This is a genomic window from Capnocytophaga sp. oral taxon 863 str. F0517 (assembly GCF_000466425.1).
Classification (GTDB): Bacteria; Bacteroidota; Bacteroidia; order Flavobacteriales; family Flavobacteriaceae; genus Capnocytophaga.
In genome coordinates, this window is record NZ_KE992152.1 from 39,586 (window position 1) to 57,920 (window position 18,335).

The following is an 18,335-nucleotide window of genomic DNA, read 5'->3' on the forward strand; positions in this document are numbered from 1 at the left end:
TATAGTTTAAAGATCCATTACATAAAAGCGATAATCATATATCCCACGATGATGGCTACGATGGTAGCTACAAAGCCAGGGATCTGGAAAGAGTGGTTGAGTACATATTTTCCTATTCGAGTGGTACCTGTACGGTCAAAGTTGATCGCAGCCACCACAGTGGGGTAGTTTGGAATAAAGAAATACCCATTAACCGCTGGGAACATAGCCACCAAGGCAAGCGGAGAGATTCCCAAGCCGAGCGCCAAAGGATAGAGTGTACGTACCGTTGCCGCCTGGCTGAATAAGAAGATAGACATAACAAAGAGAGCCACTGCAAAAAGGAAAGGATACTGAGTGACGATCTCAGCGATATGCTCTTTGAAAAACTCAATATTGCCATTGAAGTAGGTATCTCCCATCCAGGCAATTCCAAAGATAGCAATCACAGCCTGCATCCCAGCGATAAAGACAGAGCCTTTGACAGCCTTGTTAATATCAGCCTTAGAGAAGATGAGCATAAGGCCTGCGGTGGCCATCATTACAATTTCGATGGTCTGGGTCATACCCAACTGTACGAGCTTACCCTCTATCATAAAGGAAGGGCGAAGGCTATCCACCGAACCGAAAAGTACAATGGAGAATACCCCCAAAAGGAATATAATTACTGAGGCTTTGGCACGTCGCTGTTCTTCAGGGCTTGGTGCTACTTTTTCACTTTTGTCTTGGCTTAGAATGCCTTCCTGTATGCGGCGTAAGTATTCAGGATCTTTTTCCAAGGGGACTCCTACAAAATTGACCGCAATGGCACCTATAATCACCCCGATAAGGGTGGAGGGGATACATACCATTAGGATATTACCTAAGGTGATTCCTTTGTCTCCTAAAAGCTCTGCCGAGAGCAGGGCGGCTGTAGCTGCCGAGATAGGGCTAGCGGTAATAGCCTGTTGGGAGGCAATCACCGAGATAGAGAGGGGACGCTCGGGGCGTACCTTGCTATCGGTGGCAATCTCCGAGATAATAGGCAGTAGGGAATAGGCAATATGTCCTGTTCCGGAGAATAGGGTAAAGAAATAACACACCACAGGCGCCAAGAAGGTGATCATGGCAGGGTTCTTTCGCAGGATCTTCTCGGCTATTTTGACCAAATAGTCCAACCCTCCTGCCGCTTGCAGGGTAGCTGCTGCAGTGATTACAGCTACTATAATCAACATCACATCAATAGGTGGGTTGCCAGGCTTGAGTCCAAAGCCAAAGACCAAGACTCCCATTCCCATCATACCGAAGATACCCAAACCGATACCTCCTACCCTTGCACCAATGAATATAGCGGCAAGGACAACTAATAATTCCATGTAAATCATAGCAATAAATTTAGAGTGCTTTTGTCAAGTGACAAAGATACGAATTAAATGACGAATGACCAATGATTAATGGTTAATTATTAAGGAGAGGCTTATCGCTCACTACTTTAATCGTTTCCTTTACCTTCTGGGCCAGTGAACGGGCTTGTTCTATATCAGGATGGGTAATGGTGATATGCCCCATTTTCCGGAAAGGGCGTGTTTGTCGCTTTCCATAGATATGAGGGGTTACGCCAGGGAGGGAGAGGACGTCCTCTATATGTTCATACACTACATCACCGGCATAGCCTTCTGCCCCTACCAGATTGACCATAACACCGGCTACCTTGCTTTCGGTGCTGCCCAAGGGCAAGTCCAAGATAGCTCTTAGGTGCTGCTCGAACTGTGAGGTATAGCTCGCCTCAATAGAGTAGTGGCCTGAGTTGTGAGGACGAGGGGCCACCTCATTGACCCATATCTCTCCCTCTTTGGTTAGGAATAGCTCTACCGCTAAAAGGCCTATGCTGCCAAAGGCTTGGGCTACCTCAAGGGCTATCTGGCGCGCTTTCTGGCTGATAGCCTCTGGGATACGAGCCGGACAAAGTACATATTCCACCTGATTGGCTTCGGGGTGGAACTCCATTTCTACCACAGGGTAGGTAGCCACTTCTCCCTTGGGGCTACGGGCAACAATCACGGCTAGCTCCTTGTCGATATCGGCACAGACTTCGGCTATGCAAGCCCCTTCGGGGAGTGCTTGTAGGTCTTGTGCGGAGCGAACAATCTTAACGCCATTGCCATCATAGCCGAAACGGGTACTTTTCCATACAAAAGGATATGTCCAGCGGCCTTCTGTGACCGCAGTGGCCAAAAGGGTAGGGGAGTCAAAGGCTTCAAAAGGAGCCGTAGGGATCTCATGTTCTCTATAGAAAACTTTTTGGGAACCCTTGTCCTGTATGATGCGCAAGCTCTTAGGGGTGGGATATACCTTGACCCTTTCACGCTCCAGCTGCTCAAGGGCATCTACATTGACATTCTCTATTTCAAAGGTAACCAGATCAGCCTGTTTGCCAAATTGGTATACAGTATCGAAGTCCATCAGGTCACCCTGAGAAAAAGCATGACAGCCAAAGCGAGCGGGCGCCTCCCGACTGGGATCAAGCACGATAGTGCGAATATCATATTTGAGGGTCTCACTAAGGAGCATCTTTCCCAGTTGCCCCCCACCGAGGATCCCTAAGGTGAAATCAGTAGAAAAATAAGACATTTTTTAATGGTTAATGATTAATAGTCAATGATCAATGAATTTTTAGTGAGCTGCCTTGTTTCTAATTTTTTGTATTACAGTCTCTTTCATTGTTTTATTAGTTTATTTTAGTCGGAATAATTCCTTATTTTCCCGACAAAGATAATTTGTAACTTTCTCCTTAAAGAGGCAGTCTGTAAAATGACTTTGCAAATATACGAAATTATACCTAGATGTGGTATTTTTCTTGGTCTATTTTTTATTGCCTATTTAAAAAGAGGGCTTTATCGTTTTCTATGTTGAAAAAAATGTAGTGTAGGCATGAAAAAAACTTATTTTTTGTTTTGTGGTTTTAAGGAAAAAAAATATCTTTGCGAAAAATTAAAGGATAGCCACCTAAGTCGTTTGATGGAAATATAGTGTCTTTTTGGGCAGAGGAGTGGCTTGACCAAATTGCAGAAAAGTATAATTTATATTGCTATGAACACTTATGTATTAGTTTTAGAATTTCTGTTCCTCTTGGGGATGCTCTATGCAGGGAGCCGCTATGGAGGAATAGGATTGGGTGTTGTCTCCGGTATTGGGCTGGTGATAGAGGTATTTGTCTTTCGAATGCCTCCTGCTTCGGCACCTATTGAGGTGATGCTCATTATTTTAGCAGTGGTGACCTGTGCTTCTATCTTGGAGGCGGCAGGGGGACTGAAATTCATGCTCCAAGTAGCTGAGCGGATTCTGCGAAAGAATCCTAAGCAGATTACCTTCCTGGGGCCTATTGCCACTTATATGCTGACCTTTATGCTCGGAACAGGGCATGCGGTGTACTCTATCATGCCGATTATTGGGGACATCGCACTGAAGAACAAAATTCGCCCCGAACGGCCTATGGCAGCAGCCTCCATTGCATCACAATTGGCCTTGACAGCCAGCCCTATCTCGGCAGTGGTAACTGTGTATTTGGGCAAGGAGCTTTTGGATCTCTTCCACTTGCAAGGAGGTGCGAACCTGACACTGCTGAATATACTTTCAGTAACCTTCCCTGCTACCTTTTTAGGGATGCTAGCCATGTCTCTCTACAGTCTTCGTCGTGGCAAGGAACTGGAGAATGATCCTGAATACCAACGTCGCTTGCAGGATCCTACTTACCGTGAACAGATTCTCAACAGTACCAAAACAACTCTAAACGAAATTATTCCCCAACATTCTAAGAATGCGGTATACATCTTCCTTTCTTCTATTTTGGTCATAGTAATCTTAGCGCTTTATCCTGAAATTCGTACCTTTGATATAATCAAAGATGGAGTAGCTAAGGCCACTCAGGTACCGATGGGGGTTATTATCCAAATGGTGATGCTCTGTTTTGGGGGAATTATCTTGATTACTTGTAAAACACCGGTGAAGTTGGTGCCTGAGGGTGTGGTATTCAAGTCCGGTATGGTTGCTTGTGTGGCCATTTTTGGGATTGCTTGGATGAGTGATACTTACTTCTCCTATGCTATGCCATACTTCAAGGAAGGAATTACCTCTATGGTACAGGCTTATCCTTGGACATTCATCTTTGCTCTTTTTGCTGTGTCCGTGGTGATCAATAGCCAAGCGGCTACCGCTAAGATGATGCTTCCGGTGGCCATCGCTATGGGACTTCCAGTGCCTCTTCTGATAGGAATCATGCCGGCTACTTATGCTTATTTCTTCATTCCTAACTATCCTTCGGATATTGCAACGGTCAATTTTGACCCTACAGGCACCACCAAGATTGGGAAGTATTACTTCAACCACAGCTTTATGGTACCAGGGCTTGTAGCGGTTACCACCTCATGTTTGGTAGGTATAGGTTTGGCCGAGATACTTATCCGATAAAAAACCAAGTATGTATTTTCATTAAGCCTTTAAGGCAATAGGGGAGCTTTCAGAGTTCCCCTATTTTTATGGTCTAAAGGCAAGTATATCTAAAAAAACTGCCTCAAAACCTAAGGCTTGAGGCAGCTTGATTAACAAATTAGCAAATAGATTGTTGGCAAATTATTTAATACTTGCTTTGAGATATTCGCGATTGAGTCGGGCGATGTTCTCCAAGGAGATACCCTTAGGACATTCTACCTCGCAGGCTCCGGTATTGGTACAGTTACCAAAGCCTTCGTGTTCCATTTGATTTACCATGTTAAGTACACGCTCGGTGGCTTCTACTCTACCTTGAGGAAGGAGAGCGAACTGGGATACTTTGGCAGCCACAAAGAGCATTGCTGAAGAGTTCTTACAAGTGGCTACGCAAGCGCCACATCCGATACATGCAGCGGCATCCATGGAGCGGTCGGCATCGTACTTAGGGATAGGGATAGCATTGGCATCCTGAGTATTACCAGAGGTATTAACAGAGATATAACCACCAGCTTGTTGGATACGTTCGAAGGCACTTCTATCGACCATAAGGTCTTTGATGACAGGGAAGGCAGTAGCACGCCAAGGTTCGATGGTGATGGTGTCACCGTCCTTAAACATACGCATATGCAGCTGGCAGGTAGTTATACCACGGTCAGGCCCATGCGCCTCTCCATTGATAAAGAGGGAACACATCCCACAAATACCTTCACGGCAATCGTGGTCGAAGGCTACCGGTTCTTCACCTTTTTCGATGAGTTGTTCGTTGAGAATATCCAGCATTTCCAAAAAAGACATATGATCGGAAATGTTATTGACTTTATATTCTACCATGCGACCTTTTGATTTGGCATCTTTTTGTCGCCATATTTTGAGAGTAAGATTCATTGTTGACATATGACTACTATTTGTAACTACGTTGTTTAAGTTCAATATCTTTGAATTCGAGTTTTTCCTTGTGGAGCACCTCTTCGCTAGGGTTGTAAGTATTGACGATTTCTTTAGGATCACCAGTGTACTGCCAAGCGGCTACGTAGGCGTAATTTACGTCGTCACGGAGGGCTTCACCTTCGGGAGTTTGATACTCTTCACGGAAGTGACCACCGCAGGACTCATTGCGTTCGAGGGCATCTTTGGCGAAAAGCTCACCAAGCTCTAGGAAGTCGGCTACACGGTTGGCTTTTTCTAGCTCCACGTTCATGCCGGTGAGTTCTCCAGGGACTTTTACATCACGCCAGAACTCTTCACGGATTTCACGAATTTCTTTGATGGCTTCCTTGAGGCCTTTTTCGTTACGAGCCATACCTACTTTGTCCCACATTACTTTGCCGAGTTTTTTGTGGAAGTAATCTACAGAATGGGTTCCTTTGTTGTTGATAAAGTAAGCCAAACGTTCTTTTACCACTCTTTCGGCTTCGTCAAATTCAGGGGTGTTGGTAGGTATTTTTCCAGTACGGATATCGGCAGCGAGGTAGTCACCGATGGTGTAAGGCAATACGAAGTATCCGTCGGCTAGTCCTTGCATAAGGGCAGAAGCTCCCAAGCGGTTAGCCCCATGGTCGGAGAAGTTGGCCTCTCCGATGGCATAAAGGCCAGGTACAGTAGTCATTAGGTTGTAATCCACCCAAATACCACCCATGGTGTAGTGGGTAGCTGGATAGATCATCATTGGGGTTTTGTAAGGGTTTTCTGCTACGATTTTTTCATACATTTGGAAGAGGTTACCATACTTAGCGGCAACGATTTGCTCACCGCGTTTGGTGACTTCTTCTTTGGTAGGCTCTACCCCGTGGATTTTACATTGTTCCTTACCATAACGCTCAATGGCGGAGGCAAAGTCGAGGTAAACAGCTTCACCAGTTTCATTAACTCCATACCCTGCATCACAACGTTCTTTAGCAGCACGAGAGGCTACGTCACGAGGCACGAGGTTACCGAAGGCTGGGTAGCGGCGTTCCAAGTAGTAATCACGATCTTCTTCGGGTATTTCAGTAGGTTTTTTACGTTTTTCACGAATAGCGATTGCATCCTCCATTTTTTTAGGTACCCAGATACGTCCGTCGTTACGTAAAGACTCGGACATCAAGGTAAGTTTGGACTGATAGTCACCAGAGCGAGGGATACAAGTAGGGTGAATTTGGGTAAAACAAGGGTTGGCAAAGAAAGCACCTTTTTTGTGTACTTTCCAAGCAGCAGAGGCGTTACAGCCCATGGCGTTGGTAGAGAGGAAATATACATTACCATATCCACCGGAGGCGATTACTACCGCGTGAGCAGAGTGGCGTTCTATTTCTCCTGTGACAAGGTTACGAGCGATGATGCCACGTGCCTTACCGTCCACAATAACTACATCCATCATCTCATGGCGGTTGTACATGTCTATCTTACCACGAGCGATTTGTCGGTTCATAGCCGCATAAGCACCCAAAAGGAGCTGTTGCCCGGTTTGTCCTTTGGCATAGAAGGTACGTGATACGAGTACCCCCCCGAAGGAGCGGTTGTCGAGTAATCCACCGTAGTCACGAGCAAAAGGAACCCCTTGCGCCACACATTGGTCGATGATGTTTCCAGAAACTTCTGCCAAGCGGTATACATTAGCTTCGCGGGCACGGTAGTCACCTCCTTTTACGGTATCGTAGAAGAGGCGATAGTTGGAGTCGCCATCTCCCATATAGTTTTTAGCAGCGTTGATCCCTCCTTGCGCGGCGATAGAGTGCGCACGACGAGGAGAATCTTGGTAAGCAAAGGCCTTTACATTGTACCCGAGCTCGGCAAGGGTAGCAGCAGCAGAGCCCCCAGCCAGTCCTGTTCCTACCACGATAATGTCAATATTACGTTTGTTGGCAGGGTTTACAAGATTGATATGATCTTTATATTTAGTCCATTTGTCCGCTATAGGGCCTTCTGGTATTTTAGAATCTAATGTACTCATGGTATTAAACTGTTAAATGTTTTACAAAATGGAAAAGGGCAACAAAGATAAAGCCTCCACAGATGATGTAGGAATACCAATTGCCAAGACTGCTGATAAGTTTTTTGCGTTTGTCATCCTTTAGACCTACAGATTGGAAGGCGGATTGGAAGCCATGGAGCAAGTGCAAGCACAAGAATACGAAGCAAAGTACATAGATTCCTACACGTACAGGGCTATGGAATCTTTCTACGAGTTCCCCATAGTAGCGGGTTTCATCGGCTGGGAGCGCTTCTATATACTTGTAGTTCATCTCAGGCGCCCAAAAGTCAAACAAGTGTAGTGCTAAGAAGCCAAGAATCACCATCCCGGTGATAGCCATGTTTCGGGACATCCAAGAGGCGTTGGCAGCCCCATTGTAGCTGTAATAAGGCTCACTACCACGAGCTTTTTTGTTTTGCAACTCCAAAACAAAGCCCATCACAAAGTGGAAGATAACCCCAACAAGGAGTACAGGTTGCATGGCAAACTGTATCAGAGGGTTGGTTCCCATGAAGTGAGAGAGCATGTTGAAGGTGCTCGGACTTAACACCGACATAAAGTTCACTGCTAAGTGAATCACTAAGAAAATGATGAGAAAAAATGCCGAAAGTGCCATCGCCACTTTTCTCGCAACGGAAGTTTTAAATATTTGCATATCCTTAAAAATAAGTTCCTAAAAATGATTGAATTGCCTAAAAAACTTTAGTGCCACAAAGATACGAATATTTGCTTTTTTTCACAACTAAAACAGAGAAAATATTGTAATTTATAGTTAGTTTAAATTAGGTAAAAGTGAAGTGTGAAAAATGAAAGGGAGGTAATTTTTCACTATTCACTTTTCACTATTCACTAAAAAGTCGTACTTTTGCCACACTCTAAGAAATTAGAAGTGAAGATAGAGAAAAATAATGAGTAAAGAACTATTGCTTTCTTCTTTTTTACAAGGAAAGCCTTACCTGAAGTTATTACAATATATTAAAGAAAAGACACCTTGTTATACTAAGGGACTTATAGGCTCGGGACTATCATTTGTCCTGGCGGATCTCTTTAAGCAAACCGGTCGTACGCTTCTCTTTATAGGGGATGATAGGGAGAAGGCTGCCTATCTGCTCAATGACTTGGAACTACTTCTGGGGCAAGAGCAGGTGCTTTTCTTTCCCAGTAGCTATCGGCGTCCTTACCAAACGGAGGAGACGGACAATGCCAATGTCCTTCTAAGGGCGGAGGTTCTCTCACGCCTTGAGCAAGGGGTGAAGGTGGTGGTATCTTATAGCGAAGCCCTTTTCGAGAAGGTACTCACTCGCCAACAGTTGGACAAAAATACCTTGACCCTTAAGCGAGGCGAACACCTCTCTTTGGATGTGCTCAACGAGACCCTCTTCGAATATCAATTCCATAGGGTAGATTTTGTAAGTGAGCCAGGGGAGTTCTCCGTACGAGGGGGGATAGTGGATGTCTTTTCCTTCTCCAACGATACCCCTTATCGCATCGAGTTTTTCTCCGATACGGTGGAGAGCATTCGTACTTTTGATGTAGAGAGCCAGCTCTCCCTACAGCAGGTGCCTTCTATTGTGATCATTCCTAATATAGAAAACAAATTGGCAGGAGAACAGCGGACTTCTTTTTTGTCGCTTTTGCCTGAAAACACGATTGTTTTCGCCCAAGATTTTGAACTTTTCGCTCCTAAGTGGGAGCGTATGTACCAGAAGGCACAAGAGGCTTTCGAGGCGCTCCAAGGAGAGATCGCGCACCTGCCTCCAGAGGCGCTTTTTGCGACTGCATCGGAGACCACCAGGGAGCTACTTGGTCGCCATTTGGTAAAAATCAACCCCTATACACCAGGGCAGGAAGAGGGGCAGGAGGTGGATTTTGCCTTGCGCCCCCAGCCTTCGTTCAACAAGCGTTTTGAACTACTCATTGAGCACTTCCAAGAAAAATATAAGGAGGGCTATACCAATTATATCTGTTGTGTAAGCGAACAGCAAGCCCAGCGCTTCTTGGATATCTTCGAGGAACTGCATCAAGAGGTGCCTTGTAGCCTGATTGAGCTCTCCCTCTCTGAAGGTTTTTCGGATACGGAAAGCAAAATCAACTGCTATACCGACCATCAAATATTGGAGCGCTACCATAAGTTTAATATCCGCAATGGCTATGCCAAGAAACAGGCCATCACCCTCAAGGAATTGCAGCAACTCACCATAGGGGACTATGTCACCCATATTGACCATGGGATAGGTAAGTTTGCCGGCCTACAAAAGATAGACATAGACGGCAAGCAGCAGGAGGCTATCAAGCTTATCTATGGAGACAGAGATGTGCTCTATGTCAGTATCCATTCCCTACACAAAATCAGTAAATACAACGGCAAAGATGGAGCAGCCCCTAAGCTCTATAAGTTGGGTAGTTCGGCCTGGAAAGCCCTCAAACAGAAGACCAAGGCAAGGGTCAAGCAAATTGCCTTCAATCTCATCCAGCTCTATGCCAAGCGCCGAGAAGCGGTGGGTTATGCCTTTGCCCCAGATTCGTTTCTACAGAAGGAGCTCGAGGCCTCCTTTATCTATGAGGATACGCCCGATCAGAGCAAGGCAACCTTGGAGGTAAAACAGGATATGGAGAGTGCGCGCCCTATGGACAGGCTTGTCTGTGGCGATGTAGGCTTCGGAAAGACGGAAGTGGCCATCCGTGCGGCTTTCAAGGCTGTGGACAACAGCAAGCAGGTGGCGGTGCTCGTGCCTACGACCATCTTGGCATTCCAACATTATCAGACTTTCTCTCAGCGCCTCAAGGGGTTACCTGTTAGGGTAGAATACCTCAATCGTTTCCGTACCACCAAGGAGAAAAACCAGATATTGGCCGACCTGGCTCAGGGCAAGGTGGATATCCTCATTGGTACCCACCAGATTGTCAATGAAAAGGTGAAATATAAGAACTTAGGCTTGCTGGTAATTGATGAGGAACAGAAGTTTGGAGTAGCGGTGAAGGACAAGCTCAAGACCCTGCGGGAGAACATAGATGTACTGACCCTTACGGCGACCCCAATTCCGCGAACCTTACAGTTCAGCCTGATGGCTGCCCGAGACCTTTCGGTCATTACTACCCCGCCGCCTAATCGTTATCCTATTGATAGCCAGATTATCACCTTCAACGAGGAGGTGATACGCGATGGAATTGCCTATGAGCTACAGCGTGGCGGACAAGTCTTCTTTATCCATAATCGTGTGGAGAATATCAGGGAAGTGGCCGGAATGATCCAGCGCTTAGTACCCGATGCCCGTATCGGTATCGGTCATGGGCAGATGGATGGGAAAGACCTAGAGGAGGTGATGCTCGCCTTTATCAACGGGGACTACGACATCTTGGTTTCCACGACCATTATAGAAAGCGGCTTGGATGTGCCCAATGCCAATACCATCTTTATCCACAACGCCCAATACTTTGGTCTTTCCGACCTGCACCAAATGCGTGGTAGGGTAGGGCGCAGCAACAAGAAGGCTTTTTGCTACTTTATCACCCCTAACCTCTCAGACTTGCCGGAGGATGCGCGCAAGCGTATGCAGGCTATTGCCCAATTCACTGATTTGGGAAGTGGTATCCATATTGCTATGAAAGACTTGGAGATACGCGGGGCTGGAGACCTACTCGGGGGCGAGCAGAGTGGATTTATCAACGATATAGGCTTCGATGCTTATCAGAAGATACTCCAAGAGGCCGTTACGGAGCTCAAAGAAAACGAGTTCGCCGACCTCTATACCGATACCCACCAAGAGCCTGTCTACCTGACAGACACCCAGATAGATAGTGATTTCGAGCTGCTCTTTCCGGATAACTATATCAACAATATCACCGAGCGCCTCAACCTATACAATGAGCTGAGCAACCTCAAGAACGAGGCCGAACTCGCCCAGTATGAGTATCGACTTACTGACCGCTTTGGCCCCTTACCCCCTCAGGCTAAAGACCTGCTCAACTCGGTGCGTATCAAGTGGCTGGCTACCCAGATGGGGATAGAGCGCTTGGTAATGAAGCAAGGCAAAATGATAGGCTACTTTATTGCTGACCAGCAGAGTAAGTTCTACCAAAGTGGAGCTTTCCAGCGGGTATTGGATTTCGTACAGCGCAATACAGATAAGTGTCATCTTACCGAAAAGGAGACCCGCAATGGGCTAAGGCTCATCATTACCTTTGACCAAATCACCACTATAGATAAGGCACTTAGAATCATTAGTAGCCAACAGTAAGGGAGTCATAACTATTCGTGCCAACAGTAAGAACAAAAAGACAATTTGCCTAAATAATTAAAAAACAACAAGAAAATGAAAAAAATCTATTTATTAGCTACAGTAGCCCTTGCTGCCTCCTGTGGCACGCACTCTTCCAAGAAGAATGAGCCCGTGGAGCGGGGGCTTGACCTCTCGGCTATGGATACCTCCGTACGCCCACAGGACGATTTCTATACCTTTGCCAATGGGGGCTGGATGAAAACCGCCCAGATTCCAGCCGACAAATCCTCTTGGGGGTCTTTCAATATGCTCCGCGAAAAAACCGATGAGGATTGCTTGGTACTCCTAGCACAACTGCTAAAAGAATCTTACCCTCAAGGCTCCGAAGGTCAGCAGATAAAAGACCTATACGAAACCTTCCTTGATTGGGATAAGCGTAACCGCGAAGGACTCTCCCCGTTACAGGGAAGATTACAAGCAATAGACCAGATCAGAAGCCTTGCCGACCTACAAAAATACTTAGAAAAAACGACTCCAGAGGGGAGCAACCCCATCTGTGATTGGGGTGTGTCTGCTGATAAGAAAAATTCCCAAATGAATGCTGTCTATTTAGGAGGATTCTCTCTGGGGATGGGGCGCGATTACTATCAAAAAGAAAGCAAAAGCAATAGTGAAGCCCTCGCTAAGTATCAGGAGTATATAACTACCCTCTTTACCCTGCTCAAAGAAACTCAGCCCCAAGAAAAAGCCAAGCAATTGGTGGATTTTGAGCGTAGTGTAGCCCGACTGATGCTGACCAATGAGGAAAAACGCAATCCCAATAGCAGCTATCACCCCAAGACCATGGCCGAGCTAAAAGCATTGGTCAAAAACTTAGACCTACCGGCCTATTTACAAAATGTTGGGGTGCATACCGATAAGGTGATCATAGGGGAGTGGCGCCTCTATCAGCAGTATGACCAGTTCCTCACAGAGGCCAATCTTCCTTTGCTTAAGGATTACCTCAAGATACAACTGCTTTCTCAGAATACCCATACTCTTGACCAAAACTTAGATAAATTGGCCTTTGATTTCTTTAGCAAATACCTTCGCGGTCAGCAGCAACAACGGCCGATGGATAAGCGCGCCTTAGGGGTGATCAATGGACTTCTGGGAGAGGCCTTCGGTAAGCTATATGTAGAAAAATACTTCCCTGCCAAGGCTAAGGAAGAAATGTTGGTACTGATCGATTACCTTAAGCGCAGCTTTGCCCAACATATCAAAGCGCTCTCTTGGATGTCTCCAGTGACTAAAGAAAAGGCCTTGGCTAAGCTCGGCAAATTTGGTCTCAAAGTAGGTTATCCTGATAAGTGGCAGGACTACTCACGCCTTGTGGTAAGGCCTGCTTCAGAGGTTTCTTACTATGAGAATATCAGCCAGATACGTGCTTGGCGCTACCAAAAACAATTGGAAGAAGTAGGTCAAAAAGTAGACAAATCCCGCTGGAGAATGACCCCTCAGACAGTCAATGCTTATTACAGTCCTATGAATAATGAGATTGTCTTCCCTGCGGCCATCCTCCAATCGCCTTTCTTTAGCTTTGAGGCCGATCCTGCGGTCAACTTCGGAGGAATAGGCGCGGTAATTGGTCATGAGATGAGCCACGGTTTCGATGATAGCGGTGCTGAATACGATGGGGATGGCAACCTGAAAAACTGGTGGACTGCTCAGGATAAAGAGAACTTTAAAAAGGTAACCCAGGCCTTGGCTGCTCAGTTTGACAAATACGAACCTGTGAAAGGACATTTCGTTAATGGTACTTTTACCAATGGTGAGAATATAGCAGACCTCGGAGGCGTTAATATTGCTTATGATGCCCTACAACTGTACCTCAAAGAACATGGAAAGGTAGGAAAAATCAGTGGTTATACCCAAGACCAACGCTTTTTTCTCTCTTGGGCAACGGTTTGGAGAGCTATAGCGAAGGAAAAACACCTGATCAATCAGGTGAAGACCGATCCCCATACTCCCCAGTTTATCCGCGCCTATGCGCCACTGCTCAATGTGGATGCCTGGTACAAAGCCTTTGACGTAAAAGAAGGCGACAAGCTCTATAAGAAACCAGCTGAAAGAGTGAAAATATGGTGATAGGGGCTAAAGAGGAGTGACTAAACACAAAAAAAGCATTACTCGCTTGTCACTTGTTATTAATTTCGTACCTTTGTGTCCTAAATTAAAATTTTAATCATATGCAATCATTTTTACCAAACATGTTTTATTATGGGTTTCCAGTAGTGTTACTCAGTACTATAGATGAAAAGGGAAAGGCAGATGTCACTCCCATTAGCTGTACTTTTACCTTGGGTACCAATGCAGTGATCGCCTTGGTAAAGCTCAATCAAGCCTATGAAAATGTGATGGCAGTGCCAGAGGTAGTGCTAAACTTGCCTAACGCCTCCATGTGGGAGCAGGTGGAGAAAATTGCGCCCTATACAGCCAAAGATCCTGTACCTGCACAGAAGGCGGCCAAATACACCCATACTGATGACAAGTTTGCCCTTGGTGGCTTCACTCCACTTGCCTCCGATAAGGTACGCCCCCCTCGTGTGGCTGAATGCCCTATCCAAGCAGAAGCTAAGGTAGTCAATGTCAACGACCGTAATGGCTATGTACTTGTAGAGTTGGAAATAGTACAGGTGCATGCCCAGGATCACTTGGTGATGGAAGGAAATAAGATCAATCCACTCCAATGGGAACCACTGATCTATAACTTCAAGCACTATTATGGTATAGGCGAACACAAAGGACTTAACTTCACGATTAAGTAATAAAAAACGAAAAGTGAAGAGTGAACAGTCGCTCTTCACTTTTTACTAATTATGAACCATTAACCATTGACCATTGAAAAGAATATTCCTATTAGCGTTGAGCTTGATAGCTACAGGCTATACCTACGCACAAACCGACACCTCAGGTAGAACCTTCTATCGGGCTACCTCTGAAAAGAAAACTGCTCTGAAGCATACCAAACTCAGGGTGAGTTTTGATTTTGCCAAGCAAACCCTCGCCGGAGAAGAGTGGCTCACAGCCGCTCCATTCTTCTATCCTTCTGATAGCCTCGTTCTCGATGCCAAGGCGATGCTCATTCACAAGGTAGCACTCCAAGAGCAGGGCAAGCAGCAAGCCCTCCCTTTCAGCTATAAGGAAGATATACTACGAATTAAGCTCCCCAAAACTTACCAGAGGGGGGAAGATTACACCGTTTATATAAAATATACAGCTCAGCCTGAAAAGGTCTCAGATAAGGGGGGACGAGCCATCACCGATACCAAGGGACTTTATTTTATCAATCCCGAAAACAATCCTCAAGGACCTATGCGCCAAGTATGGACTCAAGGAGAATCCGAAAGCTCCTCCTGCTGGTTCCCTACTATAGATAAGCCCAACCAGAAAACAACCCAAGAGATCGAGATGACTGTGCCAGATAGCTTTGTGACCCTTTCCAATGGGCTACTTAAAAGCTCTCAGAAAAAAGGCGACTTACGTACCGACCACTGGGTAATGGACAAGCCTCATGCCCCTTATCTCTTCTTCATGGGAGCGGGTGAGTTTGCCGTAGTCAAGGACACTCCTTGGCGTGGTAAGGTGCCTGTGGAATACTATGTAGAGAAGGAATATGCCCCTCTTGCCAAAAGGCTCTTCGGGAATACTCCAGAGATGCTCACCTTCTTCTCCGAACGCTTCGGCTATGACTATCCTTGGGCAAAGTATGCACAAATCGTGGTACGTGACTTCGTCTCAGGAGCAATGGAGAATACCACAGCGGTGAGCCATTCTGAAAGTGCCTATCAAGGTGAAGAATACCTCAATGACCAAAATTATTGGGATTACATCATCGCCCATGAGCTGGCACATCACTGGTTCGGTGATTTGGTTACTGCCGAGAGCTGGGCAAACCTTACTGTAAATGAATCCTTTGCCAACTATAGTGAATACCTATGGATCGCCCATAAGCAGGGGAAGGATGCGGCAGATTATCACCTGCTGAACGACACTCAGGACTATCACAAGCGCCCAGATGATTTCAAGAAAAACTTAGTGCGCTTTGACTACCTCCTCACCGATGATATGTTCGATGCGGTTTCCTATAACAAGGGAGGGGCTATTCTGCATATGCTCCGTCGCTATCTCGGCGATGCGGCATTCTTCCAGGGAATTACCGACTATCTCAAGGCTCATGAATATAGTACAGGGGAAGCCCATCAGCTGCGCCTTTCCTGGGAGAAGATAAGTGGTAAAGACCTTAGTTGGTTCTTTGACCAGTGGTATTTTGGTCATGGGAACCCTACAGTGAAAGTAGAAAAAGAGTACAACGCAGCCAAAAAGCAACTTGTGGTAAAGCTCACCCAGCTCCAAGGTGAAGATCTCTACTTCCAATTCCCCTTGGATATTGACATCTATCAGGATAATAAGCCTACTCGCCATACCGTATGGGTTAGGGCACAACAGGAAAATGTCTTTACCTTCTCTGAAAATAAAGCTCCTGTCTTGGTTAATATCAATCCCGAAGGAGTGATCGTGATGCAGGAACAGTATCCTAAAACTACCAAGGAATACCTCCACCAAGTACAGTATGCCCCTGATCTAAAAAGTCGCCTGGAGGCCATCATCTCACAGGAGGTAGGCCAAGGAAAAGAGGTGATCATGGCTGCCCTCAAAGATCCTTATTTTATGATACGTAAGATTGCTTTGGAATTTCTCGAAGGCTACCAGCTTACCAAAAAAGATTTGGCTCAGGTGGAGAAAATGGCTACTTCTGATCCGGAAAACCTTGTTCGTGCAGCTGCTATTTGGGTTCTGAATGGCCAAGAGGACAAGCGCTATATCTCCCTCTATGAAAAGGCACTGACCGTTCCCTCAGGAGCTATTAAGAATGCCGCACTCGAGGGAATATCCCGCACCAACCCTAAGCGTGCTAAGTCATTCTTGGAAAAAGCCGATCCCTACGATCTTGAAGCCGATCAGCTCTTAGGACTAACGGGAGTGATTACCGATAATAAAATGGACAAATTCCTTCCTTTGCTGATACCTTATGTTGTCAACTATCCTTTTATCGAAAAAGAAGAGCCTCAAAGAGCTGCTGATTTCAAGAAAACCTATCTATGGGCAATGAGCTTGGATGATAAAAGGCTCGTACGACTTGTGCAAACCTCCTTCAATGACTTTACCCAAGACGAAAATGACCCCCAAGCCAAACAAACTCTTTGGAAAGTCATAGACGAAGGGATTGCTCAAAAGAAAAAACTTCCCGAAAGTCCTTCGGTGAAGGAGCAAATCAAAATGCTGGTAGAGCTTAAGAGTAAGATAAGGTAATGAAAACACTTCACACGACAAGTCTTTTGCTTCGTCCTTGGGAAGTTTCCGATGCCCAGGCGCTATATACACAAGCACATAACCCTATTATAGGCAAGCGGTGTGGTTGGATGCCCCACAAAAGTGTAGAAGAGAGCCGAGAGATTATTGAAAACGTACTTCGCAAACCTCACTCTTTCGCTATTTGCCTATCTGATAACACCCTTATAGGGAGTATCAGCTTGCTTTTTCAACGAGAAAGCCTACTTTTTCAAGGAGAAAGTAGGCTCTCTGTAGGTGAAAATGAAGCCGAAATAGGTTATTGGTTAGGAGAAGACTTTTGGGGCAAAGGGTATATGACAGAAGCTGCATTACAAATTATACGCTATGCCTTTGAGGAGTTGTCTCTTACTCAGTTGTGGGCGGGTATATACAAGGAAAATATAACCTCACAGCGGGTCATTGAAAAATGTGGTTTTCGCTATCATCATACCCTTGAAGATTTCTTGTTTCCACTAATAGGGGAGCGACATACAGTCCTGGTTTATACACTTCAAAAAGATATGCAGTAATCCAGTTTTAGATTAAAGGTGATATAATGAAAACAGTTCTTTTATTAATTTTTTTAGCTATAACTTTGTGTGGTAAATCTCAAACTATACAAAGTAAATTAGACTATTGTGCTGTTTTTATTCCTGATGAAAACTACAAAGATTATTGTATTGAGGACTATAAGGCACATCATAAAGCGTTTATAATGACAGAGAAAAAGCTCTTGAATGATGAGCTGAAAATCTTCAGTCATTCTGATTTAATCTTTGACAATGATCCCAAATGTAGTGTTACAAAGGCTTTAGAAAAGAAGTTGAAGCCCTTAGAGGATATTGAAATTCAATTCAATGGGAAATCTATCATTATTGATACTACCTTTGTAGAGCTGGGTACTGAGATGATGATTCCCTACAAGGTAAGATATCAGAAAAAGAAAAAAGAAACCCTGATAAAGCTATCCTTTGAGAATGTTTTATGGACATCAGCAGGGGGATTTCATCGCTATGATATTTATTTGGTAGCTGAGAATGACCAATTGATAGTATCTAAGATAAAGGCTTTTTATATTTCAAAAGAGTTTGACAGCTATGGTAAAGAGAAAACACAGGTGATTTACCCTACCAAATGAGAATTATACAACAAATATTAGAGTCATTAATCGTTGAATTATGTATTTTGCAAACACTTGACACAAAAGTTTTAATTTTGTAATCACTCCTGAGGAGTTTGAAATGGTTTTCAGTAGAGATGATTATGAGTTTGTAACAGTCAAGCAGTGCAATTGCTCAAACCTGATTTTTGGATTTCCGACAAAGCAAAGGAGCAAGTAGGGAAGA

General features: G+C 45.1%; 12 protein-coding genes. 7 read left to right on the forward strand and 5 right to left on the reverse strand.

Going from position 1 to position 18,335, the window contains the following annotated elements:
• Positions 1-17: 17 nt before the first annotated feature.
• Both HMPREF1551_RS06585 and HMPREF1551_RS06590 read right to left on the reverse strand, forming a co-directional pair.
• Positions 18-1,343 carry an anaerobic C4-dicarboxylate transporter family protein gene (locus tag HMPREF1551_RS06585; protein ID WP_021628298.1) on the reverse strand — a complete coding sequence of 442 codons (1,326 nt, stop codon included), beginning with the start codon at positions 1,341-1,343 and terminating at the stop codon, positions 18-20.
• Between the two features lie 73 nt (positions 1,344-1,416).
• Positions 1,417-2,589 (reverse strand): 5-(carboxyamino)imidazole ribonucleotide synthase, encoded by a 1,173-nt coding sequence (locus HMPREF1551_RS06590; protein ID WP_021628299.1) that lies wholly within the window; start codon positions 2,587-2,589, stop codon positions 1,417-1,419.
• A gap of 459 nt (positions 2,590-3,048) precedes the next feature.
• On the opposite strand from HMPREF1551_RS06590, the gene HMPREF1551_RS06595 reads away from it, so the two are divergent.
• Positions 3,049-4,425 (forward strand): anaerobic C4-dicarboxylate transporter, encoded by a 1,377-nt coding sequence (locus HMPREF1551_RS06595; RefSeq protein WP_021628301.1) that lies wholly within the window; start codon positions 3,049-3,051, stop codon positions 4,423-4,425.
• A 162-nt stretch (positions 4,426-4,587) separates the two neighbouring features.
• Here HMPREF1551_RS06595 and HMPREF1551_RS06600 read toward each other — a convergent pair whose 3' ends face one another.
• From HMPREF1551_RS06600 to HMPREF1551_RS06610, 3 genes are read right to left on the reverse strand one after another with little or no spacing between them, the layout of a single operon-like run.
• Positions 4,588-5,340 (reverse strand): succinate dehydrogenase/fumarate reductase iron-sulfur subunit, encoded by a 753-nt coding sequence (locus HMPREF1551_RS06600; protein WP_034544429.1) that lies wholly within the window; start codon positions 5,338-5,340, stop codon positions 4,588-4,590.
• 7 nt (positions 5,341-5,347) lie between these two features.
• Entirely contained in the window at positions 5,348-7,375 is a 2,028-nt protein-coding gene (locus HMPREF1551_RS06605; RefSeq protein ID WP_021628303.1) for a fumarate reductase/succinate dehydrogenase flavoprotein subunit, read from the reverse strand.
• A 4-nt stretch (positions 7,376-7,379) separates the two neighbouring features.
• Positions 7,380-8,051 carry a succinate dehydrogenase cytochrome b subunit gene (locus HMPREF1551_RS06610; RefSeq protein WP_021628304.1) on the reverse strand — a complete coding sequence of 224 codons (672 nt, stop codon included), beginning with the start codon at positions 8,049-8,051 and terminating at the stop codon, positions 7,380-7,382.
• A gap of 253 nt (positions 8,052-8,304) precedes the next feature.
• Between HMPREF1551_RS06610 and mfd the strand changes: the two genes are divergently transcribed.
• The 6 genes from mfd to HMPREF1551_RS06640 all read left to right on the forward strand — a co-directional run bounded on the left by mfd (position 8,305) and on the right by HMPREF1551_RS06640 (position 18,127).
• Positions 8,305-11,634 carry a transcription-repair coupling factor gene (mfd, locus tag HMPREF1551_RS06615; RefSeq protein ID WP_021628305.1) on the forward strand — a complete coding sequence of 1,110 codons (3,330 nt, stop codon included), beginning with the start codon at positions 8,305-8,307 and terminating at the stop codon, positions 11,632-11,634.
• Positions 11,635-11,709: 75 nt separating this feature from the next.
• Positions 11,710-13,743 carry a M13 family metallopeptidase gene (locus HMPREF1551_RS06620; protein WP_021628306.1) on the forward strand — a complete coding sequence of 678 codons (2,034 nt, stop codon included), beginning with the start codon at positions 11,710-11,712 and terminating at the stop codon, positions 13,741-13,743.
• Positions 13,744-13,844: 101 nt separating this feature from the next.
• Positions 13,845-14,423, forward strand: a complete 579-nt coding sequence (locus HMPREF1551_RS06625; protein WP_034544430.1) for a flavin reductase family protein — start codon at positions 13,845-13,847, stop codon at positions 14,421-14,423.
• A 73-nt stretch (positions 14,424-14,496) separates the two neighbouring features.
• The gene (locus HMPREF1551_RS06630) at positions 14,497-16,968 is read left to right on the forward strand and encodes a M1 family metallopeptidase (RefSeq protein WP_034544431.1); all 2,472 of its coding nucleotides are present in this window, start codon (positions 14,497-14,499) and stop codon (positions 16,966-16,968) included.
• Positions 16,968-17,519 (forward strand): GNAT family N-acetyltransferase, encoded by a 552-nt coding sequence (locus HMPREF1551_RS06635; RefSeq protein WP_021628309.1) that lies wholly within the window; start codon positions 16,968-16,970, stop codon positions 17,517-17,519. Before HMPREF1551_RS06630 ends, HMPREF1551_RS06635 begins: the two co-directional genes overlap by 1 nt.
• A 26-nt stretch (positions 17,520-17,545) precedes the next feature.
• Entirely contained in the window at positions 17,546-18,127 is a 582-nt protein-coding gene (locus HMPREF1551_RS06640; RefSeq protein ID WP_021628310.1) for a hypothetical protein, read from the forward strand.
• The last annotated feature ends 208 nt before the right edge of the window (positions 18,128-18,335 follow it).